Below are 16,947 nucleotides of genomic sequence, written 5' to 3' on the forward strand. Positions count from 1 at the left end.
CACCGCAGCCGGTCGGGCCGGCTCCAGCAAGCTTAGGCTACTCAATCTATAGGAATAGTCGGTAGTATCCCGCCATGGCCAGCGCGCTGTTCGGTTTCCCCAACCCGGTGAACGAGGTATCCGCCCGACTCGTCGCCGGTGGGGTGGTCATCCTGTCCACGGTGACGATCGTGCTGGACCAGCCCTGGATCAGCGCGCTGATCGCGTACGGGTTCGTCGCGCGGGTGCTCACCGGCCCCAAACTCAGCCCGCTCGGTCTGCTCGTCACGCGGGTGATCACGCCGCGGCTACCGGTGCGGGCCAAGCTCGTCGCCGGGCCGCCCAAGCGGTTCGCCCAGGGGATCGGCGCTGTGCTGGCCCTGACCGCCGCTGTGCTGGCGCTCGGGTTCGGGCAGCACCTCGCGGCGTACCTCGTCCTCGGCGTGGTGATCGTGGCGGCGACACTCGAATCCGTCTTCGCCTTCTGCGTGGGCTGTGCGGTCTTCGCGGGGCTCATGCGGATCGGGTGGATCCCCGAGACCGTCTGCGCCGAGTGCGACGACATCTGGAGCCGCGTGCCGGCGAACGGATGAGAGAGCGGCCCGCCAGCAACCCCACACCACGTCAGCGGTTGGGGCGCCACCCGAGCGCGGGGCCGAGGCGGGTCGCCATGTCGGTGAGGATCTGTGCGTACTCGCCCGGCGTGAAGGTGAAGGGCAGGGCGAACGCAACCTCGTCGACCTCGCGGAACGCGACGTTGTCGAGCAGCCGTTCGGCGATCAGCTCCGACGGGCCGACGAGGTCGGGGGCGAACATCATCCGGGCCGGACCCTGGGGTGACGCCGTTCGGGGCGTGCGTTGGTGGGCGTACTCCTCGTAGCGGGCACGTTGGGTCGGGGTGGCGGTGTCGGTGGGGATGACGACGAGCCCTTGCGAGACACGCGCCCGTTCCCCGTCCTGGTGGTGGGCGCGGAACGTCCGGATGTGCGAGAGCTGGATCTCGGCGAAGTCGGTGGACTCCTCGGCCTTGACCACACTGCTGGTGAGCAGGTTCATGCCGTTCTCGCCGGCCCAGCGAGCGGAACTGAGGCTGCCGGCGCCGTACCACATCCGGGCAGCCAGCCCGGGGGAGTGCGGTTGCACCCGGCGGGAGAACTGCTCGAAACCCTCGAAGCCCTCGATGTCGCTGGCCGGCTCACCGCGAACGAGGTCGAGCAGCCGTCGTACCCGCGTGTAGCTGAAATCCTCCGCCTCGGCGGTGTCCGGGTAGAGCGATCGGCGGACCCGGTCGTAGTGCACGGGTGGGCCGACGCTCACGCCGGGGTTGAGGCGGCCGTCGGAGAGGATGTCGACCGTGGCCAGATCCTCAGCCAGCCGCAGTGGATTCTCCCAGCCGAGCGGGATGACCGCAGTGCCGAGCTCGATGTGCCGAGTCCGCTGTGAGGCCGCCGCCAGGACGGCGATCGGTGAGGAGATGCCGTACTGGAGGTGGCGGTGGCGTACCCAGGTGCTGTCGAAGCCGAGTTGCTCGCCCAGCTCGACGAGCTGGAGTGTCGCCTCGTGGCCGGTGCGAGGGTCGGCCTCGTCGAACAGGCCGATGGTCAGGAAGCCGAGCTTTCGCAGTGGTGCCGACCGCTTCGACACAGGTGTTCCACTCACCGTTCGCCTCCAAGGATGCTCAACCAAAGACTTGAAATCCTACTTGATTGGTAGGAAAATCGACCCATGCTGCTTGTTCGGCTGTTCACCTCCCGCCGGGTCGTCGACCTGATGCGGGTCGCCGCGCAGCTGTGTCACCCGGCCGTCCTTCCGGCCTGAGCAGGCGATCTCTGCCCGCCGGTTGTCGTCCCGCCGGCTCGCGTCCGGCACCCTCGCACCCGTTTCCGAGCGGCCGTACGTCAAACGAGAGGGATCTGTCATGACCAGTGATCTCGCACCGTCCGCACCCGTCGACGCCGCACCATCCAGCCGCGCGTTCGACGAGGACTGGCAGGAGTGGCACCGCCGGCACGAGGAGGCGCGGGCGGACCGCCATGGCTTCCTCGCCGTGGCCGGACTGCACTGGCTCACCGGGGAGCCACAGCGGTTCCCCGGTGTGCCCGGAACGTGGCACACCGGAACGGAGGGGCCGGTGGTGACCATCGCTGACGACGAGGAGATCGTCGTCGACGGCCGTCGGGTCCGGGAGCGGCATGAGTTCGGGCCGATCGCCGAGCGGGCTGGCAGCACCGTGGGCATCGACGGCGGCGTCCTCGAGGTGGCCCGGCGGGGTGGGCACGATATCCTCCGACCCCGCCGGCCCGACCACCCGCTGCGGACGAGCTACCGGGGCACCGCCACCTACCCGCCCGCCGAGCGGTGGGTGTTCCAGGGACGGTTCGTGCCGTTCGACCGTCCCCGACCGACCACGGTGGGCGCTGCCGTGGAAGGGCTCCAGCATGTCTACGACGCGCCCGGTCGGATCGAGTTCAGCGTCGACGGGCTGCCCCTGAGCCTGACCGCGTTCAACGGTGGAACGCCTGGCAGCCTCTCGGTGCTGTTCACCGACACCACCTCCGGCATCACCACCTACGGGGCCAACCGGTCGCTGACTGTCGGGGCGCCGGACGAGCGGGGCCGGGTGATCCTGGACTTCAACCGGGCCGTCAACCTGCCGTGCGCGTACACCGACTTCGCGACCTGCCCGCTGCCGCCGACGGAGAACCGGCTGCCGGTCGCCATCGAGGCCGGCGAGAAGATTCCGTTCGAGCGGCTGACGGCCGACCCCGCCGCCCGTTCCTAGCGCTCCGTGCCCTCACCCCTCGGGAGGAACGCCATGCCCTCGTCCACCGACGACCCGACCGACGCCGACGTCGACGCGCTGCGCAGGTTGCTGCGCCACCAGGCGAGCAGCGTCACGGTGGTCACCGCCCCCGGTGCGCCGCCGGTGGGTTTCACCGCGACATCGTTCACGTCGGTGTCGCTGACGCCGCCGATCGTCTCGTTCTGCCTGAACCTCGGCTCGTCCACGTGGCCGACGCTGGCGCAGGCACGGCACGTGGCGGTGCACCTGCTCGCCCATGGCCAGCAGGAGCTGGCCCAGACCTTTGCCACAAGTGGCATCGACCGCTTCGCCGCCCCGACCCGCTGGCGGCCCGGGCCGAACGGGCTGCCGATCCTCGACGGCACCCTGGCCTGGCTGGTGTGCCGGGTCGTCGACCGGGTGGTCGTCGGCGATCACGTGGTCGTGCTGGCCGAGCCGGAACTGCTCCGGCAGACCGACGTCGGCTCTCCGTTGCTCTACTACCGGGGTCGCTACGCGGGCCTCGCGGACGCTCCGGACGGCACGGCCCGTCGCGCCGCCGCCTGACCGCATCGAGCTGATGCTTCCGACGATTTGTCGGAAGCATCAGCGTGGTCACCTGTCTGGCCCTCGACCGGAGTCGGGCTGACACGGGCCCGAGTGGTAACTCTTGTCCGGCGGACCGGTCTTGGCCCGTTGCGGGTCCAGGCCGATCCGCCGGACGGATTTCCTCTAAATCCTATAGCCTTAGTAGGTATTGCGTCAACGAATCGGCGTCCCCACGTGCGATAGCCGACATCCATCGACCGATGTGTTGACACCGTCCCGCGCGGCGAGTGGACTCGGCTCATGTCCAGCGAGCTGCGGCTGACGATCCGCGGCCACATCGACTTCGGTCGGGTGTGGTCGAGTTCCTGTCTGGCCTGACCGGCACCCCGCTCAACCGGCCCGCCACACCGGCCCGCCGAGGTGGGGCTCACTGCCGAGCCGACCGCCGAGCCATCAGCACCGACACCTGAGCGACCCGCGCCCACCGCGCCGGGCCGGGTGTCGGTGTACCCCGTACCGCCTGTCTGGACAGGAGATCTCGCCATGCCCGCCAACCGTCTGCGAACCCTCGCCGCCGCCGCGCTCGCACCGCTGCTCGCCGTCGTCGCCGGCTGCTCCACCGCCGCCACGCCGGCCGCCGAAGCCGCCGGCCAGCCCCGCTCCGGTGGAAGCCTCACCTGGGCCGTGGAGACCGAGCCGATCACCCTCAATCCGCACCAGTACGCCCAGGCCAAGGCCCGCCTGCTGGTCTGGAACACCTTCGAGTCTCTGCTCACCTACGACAAGCAGGGCAAGCTGACGCCGTGGCTGGCCACCGGCTGGCAGGTCGCTCCGGACGGGTTGTCGTACACCCTGACACTGCGCGACGGCGTCACCTTCTCCGACGGCACGCCGCTGGACGCGGCAGCGGTGAAGGCGAACATCGACAAACTCCGCGAACCCGGGTACGCCCCCGCCGTCGCCGCCGTACAACTGCGCAACCTCAAGGCCGTCGAGGTCGTCGACCCGCGCACCGTACGGCTCACCCTCACCCGGCCCGACGTGCTCATCCTCGACTTCCTCGCCTCCCCGCAGGGCGCCCAGATCTCCCCGAAGTCGCTGCGCGAGGCCAAGAACCTCAAGGCCGGCGGCGTCGACGTGGTCGGCACCGGACCGTTCGTGCTGGACCGCTACGTCGCCGGTCAGGAGCTGCACTACCGGCGCAATCCCGGCTACGACTGGGCGCCGCCCACCGCAGCCCACACCGGCCCCGCCTACCTCGACGAGGTCACCTACCGCTTCCTGAAGGAGTCGGCGGTGCGTGTGGGCGCCCTCTCGTCGAGCCAGGTGCAGGTCATCGAGGGCGTGCCCGCCACGGATCAGCCGCTGGTCACCGGTAACCGGGCGCTGCGCCTGAGCCGGGAACTCAACTCCGGCTCGGCCTACTCGTACTACCTCAACACCTCGCACCCGCCCTTCGACGACCTGCGGGTCCGCCAGGCGTTCCGCGAGGCGGTCGACGTGGACACCGTCCTGCGGTCGGTCTACCGGGACACCGCCACTCGCGCCTGGAGCGTGATCAGCCCGTCCAGCCCGCTGTACGACAAGCGCCTCGACGGCAGCGGGTACAGCGGCGACGCCGCCAAGGCGAACAGCCTGCTCGACCAGGCCGGCTGGACGGCGCGGGACGCCGACGGCTATCGGGTGAAGGCCGGCAGGCGACTCACCGTACGGCTCGTGCAGTCCGCGCCCTTCGTCCGCGACCGGCGCGACGTGCTCGCGCAGGCCGTGCAGGCGGCCGTCAAGCAGAGCGCCGGCATCGACCTGAAGGTGTCGCTCGTCGACCAGGGCACCGCCACCGACGCCATTCAGCGCAACGAGTACGAGGTCTTCGACAACTCGCGGGCCGACACCGACGCGGGGGCGGCACTGAACCTGCTGCTGCACTCGAAGGGCGGCATCAACCGCACCCAGGTCAACGATCCCCGGATCGACCAGCTCCTGGAGGACGGTCAGGCCACCGTGGACCCGACGAAGCGGGCCGCCATCTACGCCGACCTGCAGCAACGGGTCGTCGTCGAGCAGGCCCTGCTACTGCCGCTGTACGCGCCGGCCGACCAGATCGCCGCCAGCACCGGCGTCGGCGGGGTGCGCTTCGAACCCACCGCCGGGGTGCCCGCCAGCGCGTACGACCTGTGGATCGGCAAGTGACGATGAGTCGCCAACCCGTGCGTGCCGTGGTTCGCCGGCTCGGGGCCGGCCTGGTCGTCCTCTGGGTCGCGGCCACCGCGGCCTACCTGGCGCTGCTCGCCGCTCCCGGCGAGACCGTGGACAACATCGTCGGCGACGGCGCGGACACCCCGCAGATCCGCGCCGAGATCATCAGCGAGTGGGGCCTGGACCGGCCGGCCATCGTGCAGTACCTCGACTACCTCGGGCGGTTGGGCGGCGGCGACCTGGGTCGCTCGTACCTCCTGCAACGACCCGTCACCGAGGTGATCGGGGAACAGCTCGCCCCCACCCTCAGGCTCGCGGTCGCCGCCGCCGGGCTCGGGGTACTGCTCGCCCTGCTCATCGCGGTGGCCACCGCCGGAAACCGGCGACCGTGGCTGCGCCGACTCAGCTCCGGCACCGAACTGCTGCTGGTCTCCACCCCGTCGTTCCTGATCGGGCTCCTGCTGCTCAGCGTGCTGTCGTTCCGATTCGGCCTCTTTCCGGTGTCGGGTGACCAGGGCATCGCCGCGTTGGTGCTGCCCGCCGTCACCCTCGCGCTGCCCATCGCCGGGCTGCTGGCCCAGGTGCTCCGCGACGGCATCGACAAGGCCCTCGACGAGCCGTTCGTGCTCACCGCCCGCTCCCGAGGCGTACGGGAACGAACGGTCCTGGTACGCCACGCGTTGCGGCACGCCGTCCTGCCGGCCGTCAGCCTGGCCGGCTGGGTCTTCGGCATCGTGATCGGCGGCACCGTCATCGTCGAACAGGTCTTCGGCCGGCCCGGTCTCGGCCAGGTCACGCTCTCCGCGGTCACCACCCGGGACATGCCGGTGGTGCTGGCCGTGGTCACCCTCTCCGCCGCCGGCTACGTCGTGGTCAACACCACCGCCGACCTGGCGTACCTGCTGGTCGACCCGCGTCTGCGAAGGAGCTGACCCGATGACCGTCACCCTGGGCATCCCGCTCAGCGAAGCGCCCGCCCGGATCCTCGTCGACCCGACCGAACCGGCCGTACGCCGACGCGCACGGCCGGGCCCCGGTCTGCTCGCCGCCGGGGCGTACCTCGTCCTGCTGGTCGTCGCCGCGGCCTGGCCGGCGGCGCTGGCCCCCGCCGACCCGCTGGCGGCCGATCCGCTTGCCGTGCTGAGTCCGCCCGGCGTCGGGCACTGGTTCGGGACCGATCACCTCGGCCGCGACGTCCTGACCCGGGTGGTGCACGGCGCCGGTCACTCGCTCACCATCGGTGTGGCCGCCACCGCCATCGCGGTGACCGGTGGGGTGCTGCTCGGCCTGCTCGCCGGGCTCACGCACCGGATCGCCGACGAGGCGCTGAGCCGTACGTTCGACGCGCTGTCGGCGTTCCCCATGCTGCTGCTGGCGCTGCTGTTCATCGCCATCGCCGGCCCCGGCACCGTCAGCCTGATCGTCGCCATCGGCATCGCCACCCTGCCACACCACGCCCGAGTGGTCCGTGGTCAGACGCTTCTCGTGCGCCGCTCCGGCTTCGTCGAACAGGCCGTCACCTTCGGGCAGTCCCGGCCTCGGCTGGTACTGCGACACGTGCTGCCCAACGTGGTCGGCCCACTGCCGGTGCTGGCCGTGATCGGGCTCGGTGAGGCGGTCCTGGCCGCCGCCGGGCTCAGTTTCCTCGGTATGGGCCCCCAGCCGCCGTCGCCGGAGTGGGGCGCGATGCTCTCCGAGGGGCGCAACTACCTCCACGTGGCCTGGTGGATCAGCATCGTCCCCGGCCTGGCCGTCACCGCCACGGTGGTCTCGCTGACCGTCGTCGGCCGGCACTGGCAGGCCCGCTTCGACGGGCGGCGACGCTGATGGCGCCGCTGGTCACGGTCGAGGACCTGCGCGTCGACTTCGACACCCCGACGGGCCAGGTGGCCGCGGTGCGGGGGATCAGCTTCACCGTCGAGCGTGGCGAGTGCGTGGCTGTCGTCGGGGAGTCCGGCTCCGGCAAGAGCGTCACCGCCCGTACCCTGGTCGGTCTTGCCGGCCCGGGCGCGCGGGTCCGCGCCGCCCGGCTCGACCTGGCCGGCGAGGACGTGCGGACGCACCGCCCACGGGACTGGCGGCGGGTCCGGGGTCGCCTCGCCGGGCTGGTCCTCCAGGACGCGTTGGTCTCGCTCGACCCGCTGCGCACGGTGGGCGCCGAGGTGGGCGAGGTGCTCACCACCCACGGCATCGTCGGCCGACGGGAACGTGCCGGTCGCGTCGCCCACCTGCTCGACCTGGTCCACCTGCCGGAGCCGCAGCGGCGGGCCCGGCAGTATCCGCACCAGCTCTCCGGCGGGCTGCGACAGCGGGCGCTGATCGCCTCGGCGATCGCCGGGGAACCGGCACTGCTCATCGCCGACGAGCCGACCACCGCGCTGGACGTCACCGTGCAGGCCCAGATCCTGCGGCTGCTCGCCGAGCGGCGGGCCGCCGGGGTGAGCCTGCTGCTGATCAGCCACGACCTGGCGGTGGTCGCCCAGGTCGCCGACCGGGTGCTGGTCATGCGCGACGGTCGCATCGTCGAGCACGGGCCCACCGACCGGCTGCTGCGGGCACCGGAACACCCGTACACCCGGCAGTTGCTGGCCGCCGTGCCGTCGGCGTCGTCGCGGGGCCGCCGGCTCGCCGCGACGACCGTGGGTGCCCGGGCGGCCCTGCCCGCCTGCGGCGAGGTTCGCCGCGACGACCGGGTGCTCGAGGCGCGCGGGCTGACCAAGAGGTACGGCGAGCACACGGTCGTCCGCGACGTCTCCTTCTCGGTGGCACGGGGCGAGACGCTCGGGCTGGTGGGGGAGTCGGGCTCCGGCAAGAGCACGGTCGCGCGGATCGTCGCCGGTCTGCTCGACCCGGACGCCGGCACCGTCACCTTCGAGGGGGCGCCGTGGTCCGCCGTCCGGGAACGGGCTCGCCGCCCGACGCGTCGCCGGCTGCAACTGATCTCGCAGGACCCGCTGAGTTCCTTCGACCCCCGCTACACCGTGGGCAAGGTGGTCGGGGAGAACCTCGACCCCGACGTGGACCGGCGCGACCGGCGCGACCACGTCGTCGACCTGCTCCGCCGGGTCGGTCTCGGGCCGGATCTGCTGGACCGGCACCCCCGACGGCTCTCCGGCGGGCAACGGCAGCGGGTCGCCATCGCCCGCGCGATCGCCCCGAGGCCGAGCCTGATCATCTGCGACGAGCCGGTCTCCGCCCTCGACGTCTCCGTCCAGGCGCAGGTCCTCGACCTGTTGGCCGAGCTACGCGCCGCCGACGGCACCGCGCTGCTGTTCATCTCCCACGACCTGGGCGTGGTGCACCACCTGAGCGACCGGGTGCTGGTGATGCACGACGGCACGGTGGTCGAGCAGGGACCGGTCGGCGACGTCTTCACCTACCCCCGACACGACTACACCCGATCCCTGCTCGACGCGCTGCCCACGCTCGTCGCCGCCGGCCGACCGCAGGAGGAACGACCATGACCGAGAAGACCGTGCACCTGGCAGTCGCCCTCGACGGCCTCGGCTGGCACCCGGCCGCCTGGCGTCTCTCCCGCGCCGGCGCGTCGGCGCCGCTGACCGCCCGCTACTGGGCCGCCCTCGCCGGGGAGGCCGAACGCGCCGCCCTGGACCTGCTCACCTTCGAGGACAGCCTCGACCTCCAGTCCACGCGACCCGACGGCCCCGACGGCCGGGTCGACCAGCTCCGCGGACGCCTCGACGCGGTACAGATCGCTGCCCGGTTGGCCCCGCTGACCCGGCACATCGGGCTGGTGCCGACCACCAGCACCACCCACACCGAACCGTTCCACCTCGCCACCGGTGTGGCCACGCTCGACCACCTCAGCGGCGGCCGGGCCGGCTGGCGACCCCGGGTCTCCGCCCGGCGCGCCGAGGCCGGTCACTTCGGCCGTCGGGAGGTTCCCGCGCTGGATCCGGCCCGGCTCGACGACCCGGAGGTCGTCCGACTCGTCGGTGACCTCATCGCCGAGGCCGGCGACGCCGTGGAGGTGGTCCGCCGGCTGTGGGACAGCTGGCAGGACGACGCCGAGATCCGGGACGTCGCCAGTGGACGCTTCGTCGACCGGGAACGGCTGCACTACATCGATTTCGTGGGTCGATGGTTCTCGGTCAAGGGCCCCTCCATCGTGCCCCGCTCCCCGCAGGGCCAGCCGGTGGTGGCCGCGTTGGCCCACTCGTCGGTGCCGTACGCCTTCGCGGCCCGGCACGCCGACGTCGTCTTCGTCACTCCGACCGACGCCGCGCACGCCGCCGCGATCGTCGCCGAGGTCCGGGCGACCGAGGCCGTCGTCGGCCGGACCGAACCTCCGCTGCGTGTGTTCGCCGATCTGGGTGTCCTGCTCGACGAGTCGCCGACGCTCGCCCGCCGGCGCGGCGCCCGTCTCGACGAGTTGCACGGCCAGGAGTTCCGCTCGGACGCGGCCGCCTTCACCGGAACCGCGGCCGATCTGGCGGACCTGATCGTCACCTGGCAGCGCTCGGGTGTGGACGGCTTCCGTTTGCGACCCGCCGTGCTTCCCCACGACCTGACCCTGATCACCCGTGCGCTGGTGCCCGCGCTGCGGGGCCGGGGTCTGTTCCGGGTCGGATATCCCGGCGGGACGCTGCGTGACCTGCTCGGCCTGCCCCGACCGGCCAGCCGGTACGCCGTCGCGGCGACCGCCTGATCCCTGGAGACCGCCATGCCCAAGCAGATCATCCTGGCCGCGCACTTTCCCGGCGTGAACAACACGACGGTGTGGAGCGACCCCGACTCCGGTAGTCAGATCGACTTCGCCTCGTTCGTCCACCTGGCCCGCACGGCCGAGCGCGGCAAGTTCGACTTCTTCTTCCTCGCCGAGGGGCTGCGCCTGCGCGAGCAGCGCGGTCGTATCCACGACCTGGACGTGGTGGGCCGTCCGGACACGTTGACCCTGCTGGCCGCCCTCGCGAGCGTCACCAGCCACCTCGGGCTGGCCGGCACCCTGAACACCACCTTTCGTGAGCCGTACGAGCTGGCCCGCCAGCTGGCCAGCCTCGACCACCTCTCCGGCGGCCGCGCCGCCTGGAACGTCGTGACCACGTCCGACGCGTTCACCGGGGAGAACTTCCGCCGGGGCGGTTACCTCGACCGCTCCCTGCGCTACGAGCGGGCCGCCGAGTTCGTCCGGACGGCCCGCGAGCTGTGGGACTCCTGGCCGGCCGAGGCGATCGTGGGAGACCGCGACGGCGGACGGTACGTGAGGGACGCGGACCCCGGCGCGTTCGCCCACCACGGCGACCAGTTCGACATCGCCGGGCACTTCACCGTGCCGCGCAGCCCGCAGGTGCACCCGGTGATCCTCCAGGCCGGCGACTCGCCGGACGGACGGGAGTTCGCCGCGTCCAGCGCCGACGCGATCTTCTCCCGGCACGGCACCCTGGAGGACGGCCAGGAGTTCTACCGGGACGTCAAGTCGCGGCTCGCCCGGCACGGCCGCCACCCCGACGACCTGAAGATCATCCCCGGGGTCACCTTCGTGCTCGGCGACACCGACGCCGAGGCCCAGGAACGCGCCCACCACATCCGCCGGCAGCAGGTCAGCCCACAGACCGCGATCCTGCTGCTGGAACAGTTGTGGAACCGGGACCTTTCCGGGTACGACCCGGACGGCCCGCTGCCGGCCGAGGACCCGGACGTGAGCGCCGACGCGATCAGCCGTGGCCGGGCCGGCATGTACCCGGATCCGGTCGGCACCGCCCGCCGGTGGCGTGCCCTGGCCGAGGAGAAGGGCCTCGGGATCCGCGATCTGATCATCGAGGTGACCGGCCGGCAGTCGTTCGTCGGCACCCCCCGGCAGGTCGCCGACCGGATGAACCACTTCGTCCAGTCCGACGCCGCCGACGGGTTCATCCTGGTGCCACACCTGACCCCGGGCGGTCTGGACCAGTTCGTCGACCAGGTCGTCCCGCTGTTGCAGGAACGCGGCGTCTTCCGCACCGAGTACACCGGCACCACCCTGCGCGACCACCTCGGTCTCGGCCCCGCCCGACCGGCAGGCCGCGGCGGTGCGGCGTGACCACGCCCGTCACGGTCTGCCGTCGCCGCTGGGACGACCCGGACGCCACGGCCCTGCGGGCAGGAATGACCACCGAACTGCGCCACCGGTACGCCGACCGCCCCGCCGACCCGATCCACCTGCCCACGGTCCAGGTGCTCGCCCCGGGCTCGGTGGCGTGGACAGGCGTGGCGTATACGGCCGACGCCACTCCGGTCGGGCACGCCGCCCTGCGGTGGCACGGTCCCGACCTGGAGCTCAAGCGGATGTACGTACCGCCCGCGCACCGGGGTCGTGGCATCGCCGGGAGCCTGCTCGACGCGGCCCGGGTGGCCGCCGGCACGCTCGGCGCGGTACGCATCGTGCTCCAGACCGGCGACCGCCAGCCCGACGCGATCCGCCGGTACGAGCAGGCGGGTTACCGGCCGATCCCGGTCTTCGCCCCGTACGACACGCTGCCCTACTCGCGCTGCTTCGCCCTGGCGGTACGCCGCCCATGACCCCCGCGCCGGAAGTGACGGTCCCCGCATGAAGTTCCTGCTGATCACCCTGATCACCCACCTGCTCGACCCGGTCACCGGTCAGCGCCGCAGCACCAGCGAGCGGTTCCGGGAGGTGGTCGACACGGCTGTCCTCGCCGAGGAACTCGGCTTCGACGGGTACGGCGTCGGCGAGCGGCACGAGCGGCCGTTCATCTCCTCGTCGCCTCCGGTGGTGCTGAGCCACATCGCGGCCCGTACGTCGACCATTCGGCTCTTCACCGCCGTGACCACGCTCAGCCTGCTCGACCCGGTCCGCGCGTACGAGGACTACGCCACCCTGGACCACCTCTCCGCCGGCCGACTCGAACTGATCATCGGCAAGGGCAACGGCGCCGCGCAGGCCCAACTGTTCCACGTCACGGCCGAGGACCAGTGGGACCGGAACCGGGAGGGCTACGAGCTGTTCCGTCGGCTCTGGCGAGAGGACCGGGTGACCTGGGCGGGGACGTACCGGCCGTCGCTGACCGACGCCGAGACCTGGCCACGCCCGCTGCAACAGCCCATCCGTGTCTGGCACGGCAGCGCCACCAGCCGGGAGTCGGTCGACCTGGCCGCCCGCTACGGCGACCCGCTCTTCTCCGCGAACGTCACCAACCCCATCGAGCCGTACGCCGAGCTCATCCGCCACTACCGGGACCGCTGGGCCCACTACGGCCACGACCCGGCCGACGCCCTGGTCGGCGCCGGTTCGGCCGGCTTCTACGTGACGCGTACCTCGCAGGAGGCCATCGAGCGGTACCGGCCGATCTTCGACGCCCGGGTCGTCGCGTTCCAGCGTCTCGGCCTGCCGACGGTCTTTCCCACCATCGAGGACGCCATCGAACGCAGCTCCATCCTGGTCGGCAGCCCGCAGCAGATCGTCGACAAGGTACTGCGCTACCACGAGGAGTTCGGCCACGAGGTCATGCACCTCCAGGCCGATCACGACGGGCTGACCGACAAGCAGCACCGAGAGAGCCTGGAGCTGTTCCAGGCCGAGGTGGCGCCGGTGCTGCGGCGAGAGATCCCCAGTCGCCCCTTCGCACCGGCGCTGGCCGCCACGCCAGCGGCCTGAGAGAAAAGGGAACCCACCATGCCATCGACGCCACTGTCCGTCCTCGACCTGTCGCCGGTGCCCGCCGGCGGCACCGTCGCCGACGCCCTGCGCAACACCGTCGACCTCGCCCGGCGGGTCGAGCAGTCCGGCTACCACCGTTACTGGCTCGCCGAGCACCACCTCGCGGTGGGCGTCGCCAGCTCGGCGCCGGCTGTGCTGATCGGGCAGGTCGCCGCGGCAACCAGCGTGCTCCGCGTCGGCTCCGGCGCCGTCCAGGTCGGGCACCGGACCGCCCTGTCGGTGGTCGAGGAGTTCGGTACCCTGGCCGCGCTGTACCCCCGGCGGATCGACCTCGGGCTCGGCCGTTCCGGGCAGCGGCGCGTCGAGGCGGCCCGGGCGCTCACCGCTCCCAGCGACGTTCCGCCCGTCGAGGCCCGGGTCGTCGACGGACTGCTGATCCCGCCGCCGTTCTCCTACGCCAGCGTGCTCGCCTCACCGCGCTTCGCGCTGGCCAACACGCTGCTGCACCAGCCGGGCGCGCAGCCGCCGGACTTCGCCGACCAGGTGGCCGACGTCCTGGCCCTGCTGCGCGGCGACTACACCGACGAGAACGGCCTGGACGCGCACGCCGTACCGGGGGAGGGCGCCGACCTCTCGGTGTGGCTGTTGGGTAGCAGCGGCGGCGAGAGCGCACAACTCGCCGGCGCGCTCGGTCTGCCCTTCGCCGCGAACTACCACGTCAGCCCCTCCTCGGTGCTCGATGCCGTGACCGCCTACCGGGCCGCGTTCCGGCCCTCGGCGGTGCTGGCCCAGCCGTACGTGGTGGTCTCCGCCGACGTCGTCGTCGCCGAGACCGACGAGACGGCACGTCGGCTCGCCGCGCCGTACGGGCCCTGGGTGCGCAGCATCCGCAGCGGTGACGGGGCGATCCCGTTTCCGCGTCCGGAGCAGGCCGCCGCGTTGCCGTGGACCGACGAGGACCGTGAGCTCGTCGCCGACCGGGTGGACACCCAGTTCGTCGGGTCGCCCGGGACGGTCGTCGAGCGGTTGCGCGTCCTGCGGGACGTCACGGCCGCCGACGAACTGCTGATCACCACGATCACCCACGCGCACGGCGATCGGGTCGGCTCGTACGAACTGCTCGCCAAGGAATGGGGGAACTGACGACGCCTGCGCCGGTGAGGGATCGTCGACTATCGGAGGTCCTGCGGTCCGCGCGGGATGTCCCCGCGCAGGGTGATGCGATGCATGACCCGCCGTTCGGACCCGTAGTCGCGGTTGGCGTAGTGGGCCGTGCTGCGGTTGTCCCAGAGTGCCACGTCGCCGGGGCGCCAGCGGTGTCGCACGATGTGCTCCGGCTTGGTGAGGTGGGCGTAGAGCAGGTCCAGGATGGCCCGACTCTCGGCGTCGGAGACCCCGACGATGTGCGAGGTGAAGCCCGGGTTCACGAAGATTCCCCGACGGCCGGTCTCGGGATGTACCCGGACCACCGGGTGCTCGACCGGGTCGAGCCGGGACACCGGCTGGCCCTCCCACACGTTGCCTCCGCGTTGGGCCAGGTAGTAGCCGAACTCGCGGGTGCCGTCGTGGACCGCGGTGAGGTGGTCGACGAGTCGTCGTACGGGCTCGCTGAGCGAGTCGTACGCCAGTTGCGCGTCGGCCCAGTTGGTGTCTCCGCCGGTTGGCGGGAGGGTGACCGGGCGCAGGATCGAGCCGAGTGGTGGCCGCTTCATGAAGGTGACGTCGGTGTGCCACACGTCGGCGAAACCGTTGTCGGTGCTGTCCAGGGCGTACACCTCCGGATGGGCTTCGTCGACGCCACCGACGACCGGATGCGAGGCGGTCAGTTCGCCGATCCGGCGGCCCAGGCGCACCTGAGCGTCGTCGTCGAGGCGCTGGTCGCGGAGGAAGAGCACCTTGCGGTCGACCAGGGCGGCGCGGAGAGCGACGATCTCGTCGTCGGTGGCGGTAGCCAGGTCCATCCCGTGCACCAGGGCGCCGAAGTGCGGGCCCAGCGGTTCGAGGTCGAGCTGTACGAGCACGGTCGTCATGTGGATGCTCCTTCGTGTCGGACGGCGTGCCCGATCTCGGCTCGCAGCGCGGCGTACTCGGGCAGGCCCCGCAGGTCGTCCGGCGTGACGCCGGTGCGCGGCAGGTCGATGGGCAGGTCCAGGACGATCCGGCCGGGGCGCGGGCTGAGTACCACGACCCGGCTGCCCAGGAAGACGGCCTCGTCCACGCTGTGGGTGACGAACACCGAGGTCCGACCGGTCACCGTGCTGACCGCGCGCAGGTCCTCCTGGAGGCGCTCCCGGGTCAGCGCGTCGAGCGCGGCGAACGGTTCGTCGAGCAGCAGCAGTGGGCGGTCCGCGGCGAGGGCCCGGGCGATCGCGACTCGCTGCTGCTGGCCGCCGGAGATCTGCCAGGTACGGCGCTTGGCCACATCGGGTAGGCCGACCCGCGCGAGGAGCCGATCGACACCGCCGGTGGGCTGTCCGGCGTAGCGCAGGGCCACCTCGATGTTGCCGCCGACGGTCTTCCACGGAAAGAGGCGGGGCTGCTGGAAGACCAGGCCGGCGTCGCGCCCTGGGACCGGCGGCAGCCCAGCGGTCAGGACCGTGCCGGTGGTGGGCCGCTCGAAGCCGGCGATCAGCCGCAGCAGGGTGCTCTTGCCGCAGCCGGAGGCGCCGACCAGGACGAGGAACTCACCCGTCGGTACGGCCAGGTCGATCGGACCGAGGGCGATGACGTCGCCGTACGCGTGCTCGACGTCGTTGACGGCGATCGCGGCCGTTCCGCCAGGGTCAGCCGAGGACATTCGGTAGCCCTTCGGTGTAGATGGCGGCCTGGACGGTCGCCAGGTCCGGCACGGCGTCGATCTTCTGCTGGTCCTTGAGGAACTGTGCCGCGCTGACGAGGTTGTCGGCGAGCTGGCCCTTGGCTGCCGAGGTGCCGAGCCACGCGGGGCTGGCCAGATCCGCGGGCTTGAGGAAGACGCCCTGTGAGAGTTGCCGCTGCGCTTCCTCGGGGGTGAGGTTGAGTTCGACGCCTACCGATTTCGCGGCCGAGGCCGGGTCGTTGTGGATCAGGTTGAGTGCCTGGGACTGCGCCTTACGCCAGGCGTCCACGGCCGCCGGGTGTGCCTTGACGAAGGCGGTGGCGACGACACCGAGGTCCAGGGTGGGTTTGCCCGCGCTGGCCAACTCGCGACTGGTGACCAGCACGGTGCCGGCCTTCCTGAGTTCGTCGAGCGACGGTAGCCAGGAGTAGGCGGCGTCCAGGTCGCCGCGGGTCCAGGCGGCCTGGATGTCCTGCGGTTCCAGGTCGACGATGGTGAGGTCGGATTCCTTGACACCGGCACGGTCCAGCGCGGCCAGCAGGCTGTAGTGGGCGGTGGAGGCGAACGGGGTCGCCACCTTCTTGCCCCGCAGGCCGCTCACGTCGCTGATCCCGGAGCCCTTGCGGGCGACAAGTGCCTCGTTGTCGCCGGCAACATCGAGCACGAAGGCGACCTGGTACGGGATGTTCAGGGGTGCGGACAGCCCGCGAGCGACCGGGCTGGATCCGATCGCCGCGATGTCGACGCTGCCGGCGACGAACGCGGTGTTGATGCTGGCGCCGGAGTCGAACTTGGTCCACGTGATCTGGTAGTCGGGCAGGGCCTTCTCCAGCAGACCCTGGTTCTTGACGATGAGGTCGCCGCTCGGGAATGCCTGGTAGGCGATCCGGATGCTCTTGCGGTCCGGGTCGCCGCCGCCGCTGGCGGCGCCGTTCCCGCAGGCGGTGGGCAGCAGTAGGGTGGCGGCGGCCATGAGGCTTAGAACCTTGCGCATGCGTTGTTCTC

Annotated in this window: 16 protein-coding genes; 12 read left to right on the forward strand and 4 right to left on the reverse strand. The window is 71.7% G+C overall.

Going from position 1 to position 16,947, the window contains the following annotated elements:
• Positions 1–74: 74 nt before the first annotated feature.
• Positions 75–572 carry a DUF4395 domain-containing protein gene (locus ABZ272_RS00825; RefSeq protein ID WP_355047783.1) on the forward strand — a complete coding sequence of 166 codons (498 nt, stop codon included), beginning with the start codon at positions 75–77 and terminating at the stop codon, positions 570–572.
• A 31-nt stretch (positions 573–603) separates the two neighbouring features.
• Here the strand turns inward: ABZ272_RS00825 and ABZ272_RS00830 are convergent, their stop codons facing one another.
• Entirely contained in the window at positions 604–1,638 is a 1,035-nt protein-coding gene (locus ABZ272_RS00830) for an LLM class flavin-dependent oxidoreductase (protein WP_355047784.1), read from the reverse strand.
• Positions 1,639–1,897: 259 nt separating this feature from the next.
• On the opposite strand from ABZ272_RS00830, the gene ABZ272_RS00835 reads away from it, so the two are divergent.
• The 11 genes from ABZ272_RS00835 (at position 1,898) to ABZ272_RS00885 (ending at position 14,267) form a co-directional block, all read left to right on the forward strand.
• Entirely contained in the window at positions 1,898–2,761 is an 864-nt protein-coding gene (locus ABZ272_RS00835; protein ID WP_355047785.1) for a DUF1684 domain-containing protein, read from the forward strand.
• A gap of 33 nt (positions 2,762–2,794) precedes the next feature.
• Positions 2,795–3,328 carry a flavin reductase family protein gene (locus tag ABZ272_RS00840; protein WP_355047786.1) on the forward strand — a complete coding sequence of 178 codons (534 nt, stop codon included), beginning with the start codon at positions 2,795–2,797 and terminating at the stop codon, positions 3,326–3,328.
• A gap of 525 nt (positions 3,329–3,853) precedes the next feature.
• Positions 3,854–5,500 (forward strand): ABC transporter substrate-binding protein, encoded by a 1,647-nt coding sequence (locus tag ABZ272_RS00845; protein ID WP_355047787.1) that lies wholly within the window; start codon positions 3,854–3,856, stop codon positions 5,498–5,500.
• Between the two features lie 2 nt (positions 5,501–5,502).
• The gene (locus tag ABZ272_RS00850; RefSeq protein WP_355047788.1) at positions 5,503–6,438 is read left to right on the forward strand and encodes an ABC transporter permease; all 936 of its coding nucleotides are present in this window, start codon (positions 5,503–5,505) and stop codon (positions 6,436–6,438) included.
• Positions 6,439–6,442: 4 nt separating this feature from the next.
• The gene (locus ABZ272_RS00855) at positions 6,443–7,333 is read left to right on the forward strand and encodes an ABC transporter permease (protein ID WP_355047789.1); all 891 of its coding nucleotides are present in this window, start codon (positions 6,443–6,445) and stop codon (positions 7,331–7,333) included.
• The gene (locus tag ABZ272_RS00860) at positions 7,333–8,970 is read left to right on the forward strand and encodes an ABC transporter ATP-binding protein (RefSeq protein WP_355047790.1); all 1,638 of its coding nucleotides are present in this window, start codon (positions 7,333–7,335) and stop codon (positions 8,968–8,970) included. The genes ABZ272_RS00855 and ABZ272_RS00860 overlap by 1 nt, the downstream gene beginning before the upstream one ends.
• A complete protein-coding gene (locus ABZ272_RS00865; RefSeq protein WP_355047791.1) occupies positions 8,967–10,175 on the forward strand; it encodes an LLM class flavin-dependent oxidoreductase in 1,209 nt (402 codons plus the stop codon). Before ABZ272_RS00860 ends, ABZ272_RS00865 begins: the two co-directional genes overlap by 4 nt.
• A 15-nt stretch (positions 10,176–10,190) precedes the next feature.
• Positions 10,191–11,546, forward strand: coding sequence for an NtaA/DmoA family FMN-dependent monooxygenase (locus ABZ272_RS00870; protein WP_355047792.1), 1,356 nt, complete (start codon positions 10,191–10,193; stop codon positions 11,544–11,546).
• Positions 11,543–12,025, forward strand: a complete 483-nt coding sequence (locus tag ABZ272_RS00875) for a GNAT family N-acetyltransferase (RefSeq protein WP_355047793.1) — start codon at positions 11,543–11,545, stop codon at positions 12,023–12,025. Before ABZ272_RS00870 ends, ABZ272_RS00875 begins: the two co-directional genes overlap by 4 nt.
• Before the next feature lie 28 nt (positions 12,026–12,053).
• Entirely contained in the window at positions 12,054–13,121 is a 1,068-nt protein-coding gene (locus ABZ272_RS00880) for an LLM class flavin-dependent oxidoreductase (RefSeq protein WP_355047794.1), read from the forward strand.
• A gap of 18 nt (positions 13,122–13,139) precedes the next feature.
• The gene (locus ABZ272_RS00885; protein ID WP_355047795.1) at positions 13,140–14,267 is read left to right on the forward strand and encodes an LLM class flavin-dependent oxidoreductase; all 1,128 of its coding nucleotides are present in this window, start codon (positions 13,140–13,142) and stop codon (positions 14,265–14,267) included.
• Between the two features lie 29 nt (positions 14,268–14,296).
• Here ABZ272_RS00885 and ABZ272_RS00890 read toward each other — a convergent pair whose 3' ends face one another.
• The 3 genes from ABZ272_RS00890 to ABZ272_RS00900 are packed head-to-tail and all read right to left on the reverse strand — an operon-like array spanning position 14,297 to position 16,936.
• Entirely contained in the window at positions 14,297–15,154 is an 858-nt protein-coding gene (locus tag ABZ272_RS00890; protein ID WP_355047796.1) for a TauD/TfdA family dioxygenase, read from the reverse strand.
• Positions 15,151–15,921 carry an ABC transporter ATP-binding protein gene (locus ABZ272_RS00895; protein ID WP_355047797.1) on the reverse strand — a complete coding sequence of 257 codons (771 nt, stop codon included), beginning with the start codon at positions 15,919–15,921 and terminating at the stop codon, positions 15,151–15,153. Before ABZ272_RS00895 ends, ABZ272_RS00890 begins: the two co-directional genes overlap by 4 nt.
• Complete coding sequence (locus tag ABZ272_RS00900) at positions 15,908–16,936, reverse strand: ABC transporter substrate-binding protein (protein ID WP_355047798.1); 1,029 nt, start codon at positions 16,934–16,936, stop codon at positions 15,908–15,910. Before ABZ272_RS00900 ends, ABZ272_RS00895 begins: the two co-directional genes overlap by 14 nt.
• Between the last annotated feature and the right edge of the window lie 11 nt (positions 16,937–16,947).

Origin of the sequence: Micromonospora sp. NPDC005979 (genome assembly GCF_040614415.1) — a bacterium.
Taxonomy (GTDB): Bacteria; Actinomycetota; Actinomycetes; order Mycobacteriales; family Micromonosporaceae; genus Micromonospora.

Coding starts and splice junctions, on each gene's coding strand:
- ABZ272_RS00825 (WP_355047783.1), top strand. CDS start 75: ATGGCCAGCGCGCTGTTCGGTTTCCCCAACCCGGTGAACGAGGTATCC.
- ABZ272_RS00835 (WP_355047785.1), top strand. CDS start 1,898: ATGACCAGTGATCTCGCACCGTCCGCACCCGTCGACGCCGCACCATCC.
- ABZ272_RS00840 (WP_355047786.1), top strand. CDS start 2,795: ATGCCCTCGTCCACCGACGACCCGACCGACGCCGACGTCGACGCGCTG.
- ABZ272_RS00845 (WP_355047787.1), top strand. CDS start 3,854: ATGCCCGCCAACCGTCTGCGAACCCTCGCCGCCGCCGCGCTCGCACCG.
- ABZ272_RS00850 (WP_355047788.1), top strand. CDS start 5,503: ATGAGTCGCCAACCCGTGCGTGCCGTGGTTCGCCGGCTCGGGGCCGGC.
- ABZ272_RS00855 (WP_355047789.1), top strand. CDS start 6,443: ATGACCGTCACCCTGGGCATCCCGCTCAGCGAAGCGCCCGCCCGGATC.
- ABZ272_RS00860 (WP_355047790.1), top strand. CDS start 7,333: ATGGCGCCGCTGGTCACGGTCGAGGACCTGCGCGTCGACTTCGACACC.
- ABZ272_RS00865 (WP_355047791.1), top strand. CDS start 8,967: ATGACCGAGAAGACCGTGCACCTGGCAGTCGCCCTCGACGGCCTCGGC.
- ABZ272_RS00870 (WP_355047792.1), top strand. CDS start 10,191: ATGCCCAAGCAGATCATCCTGGCCGCGCACTTTCCCGGCGTGAACAAC.
- ABZ272_RS00880 (WP_355047794.1), top strand. CDS start 12,054: ATGAAGTTCCTGCTGATCACCCTGATCACCCACCTGCTCGACCCGGTC.
- ABZ272_RS00885 (WP_355047795.1), top strand. CDS start 13,140: ATGCCATCGACGCCACTGTCCGTCCTCGACCTGTCGCCGGTGCCCGCC.
- ABZ272_RS00890 (WP_355047796.1), bottom strand. CDS start 15,154: ATGACGACCGTGCTCGTACAGCTCGACCTCGAACCGCTGGGCCCGCAC.
- ABZ272_RS00895 (WP_355047797.1), bottom strand. CDS start 15,921: ATGTCCTCGGCTGACCCTGGCGGAACGGCCGCGATCGCCGTCAACGAC.
- ABZ272_RS00900 (WP_355047798.1), bottom strand. CDS start 16,936: ATGCGCAAGGTTCTAAGCCTCATGGCCGCCGCCACCCTACTGCTGCCC.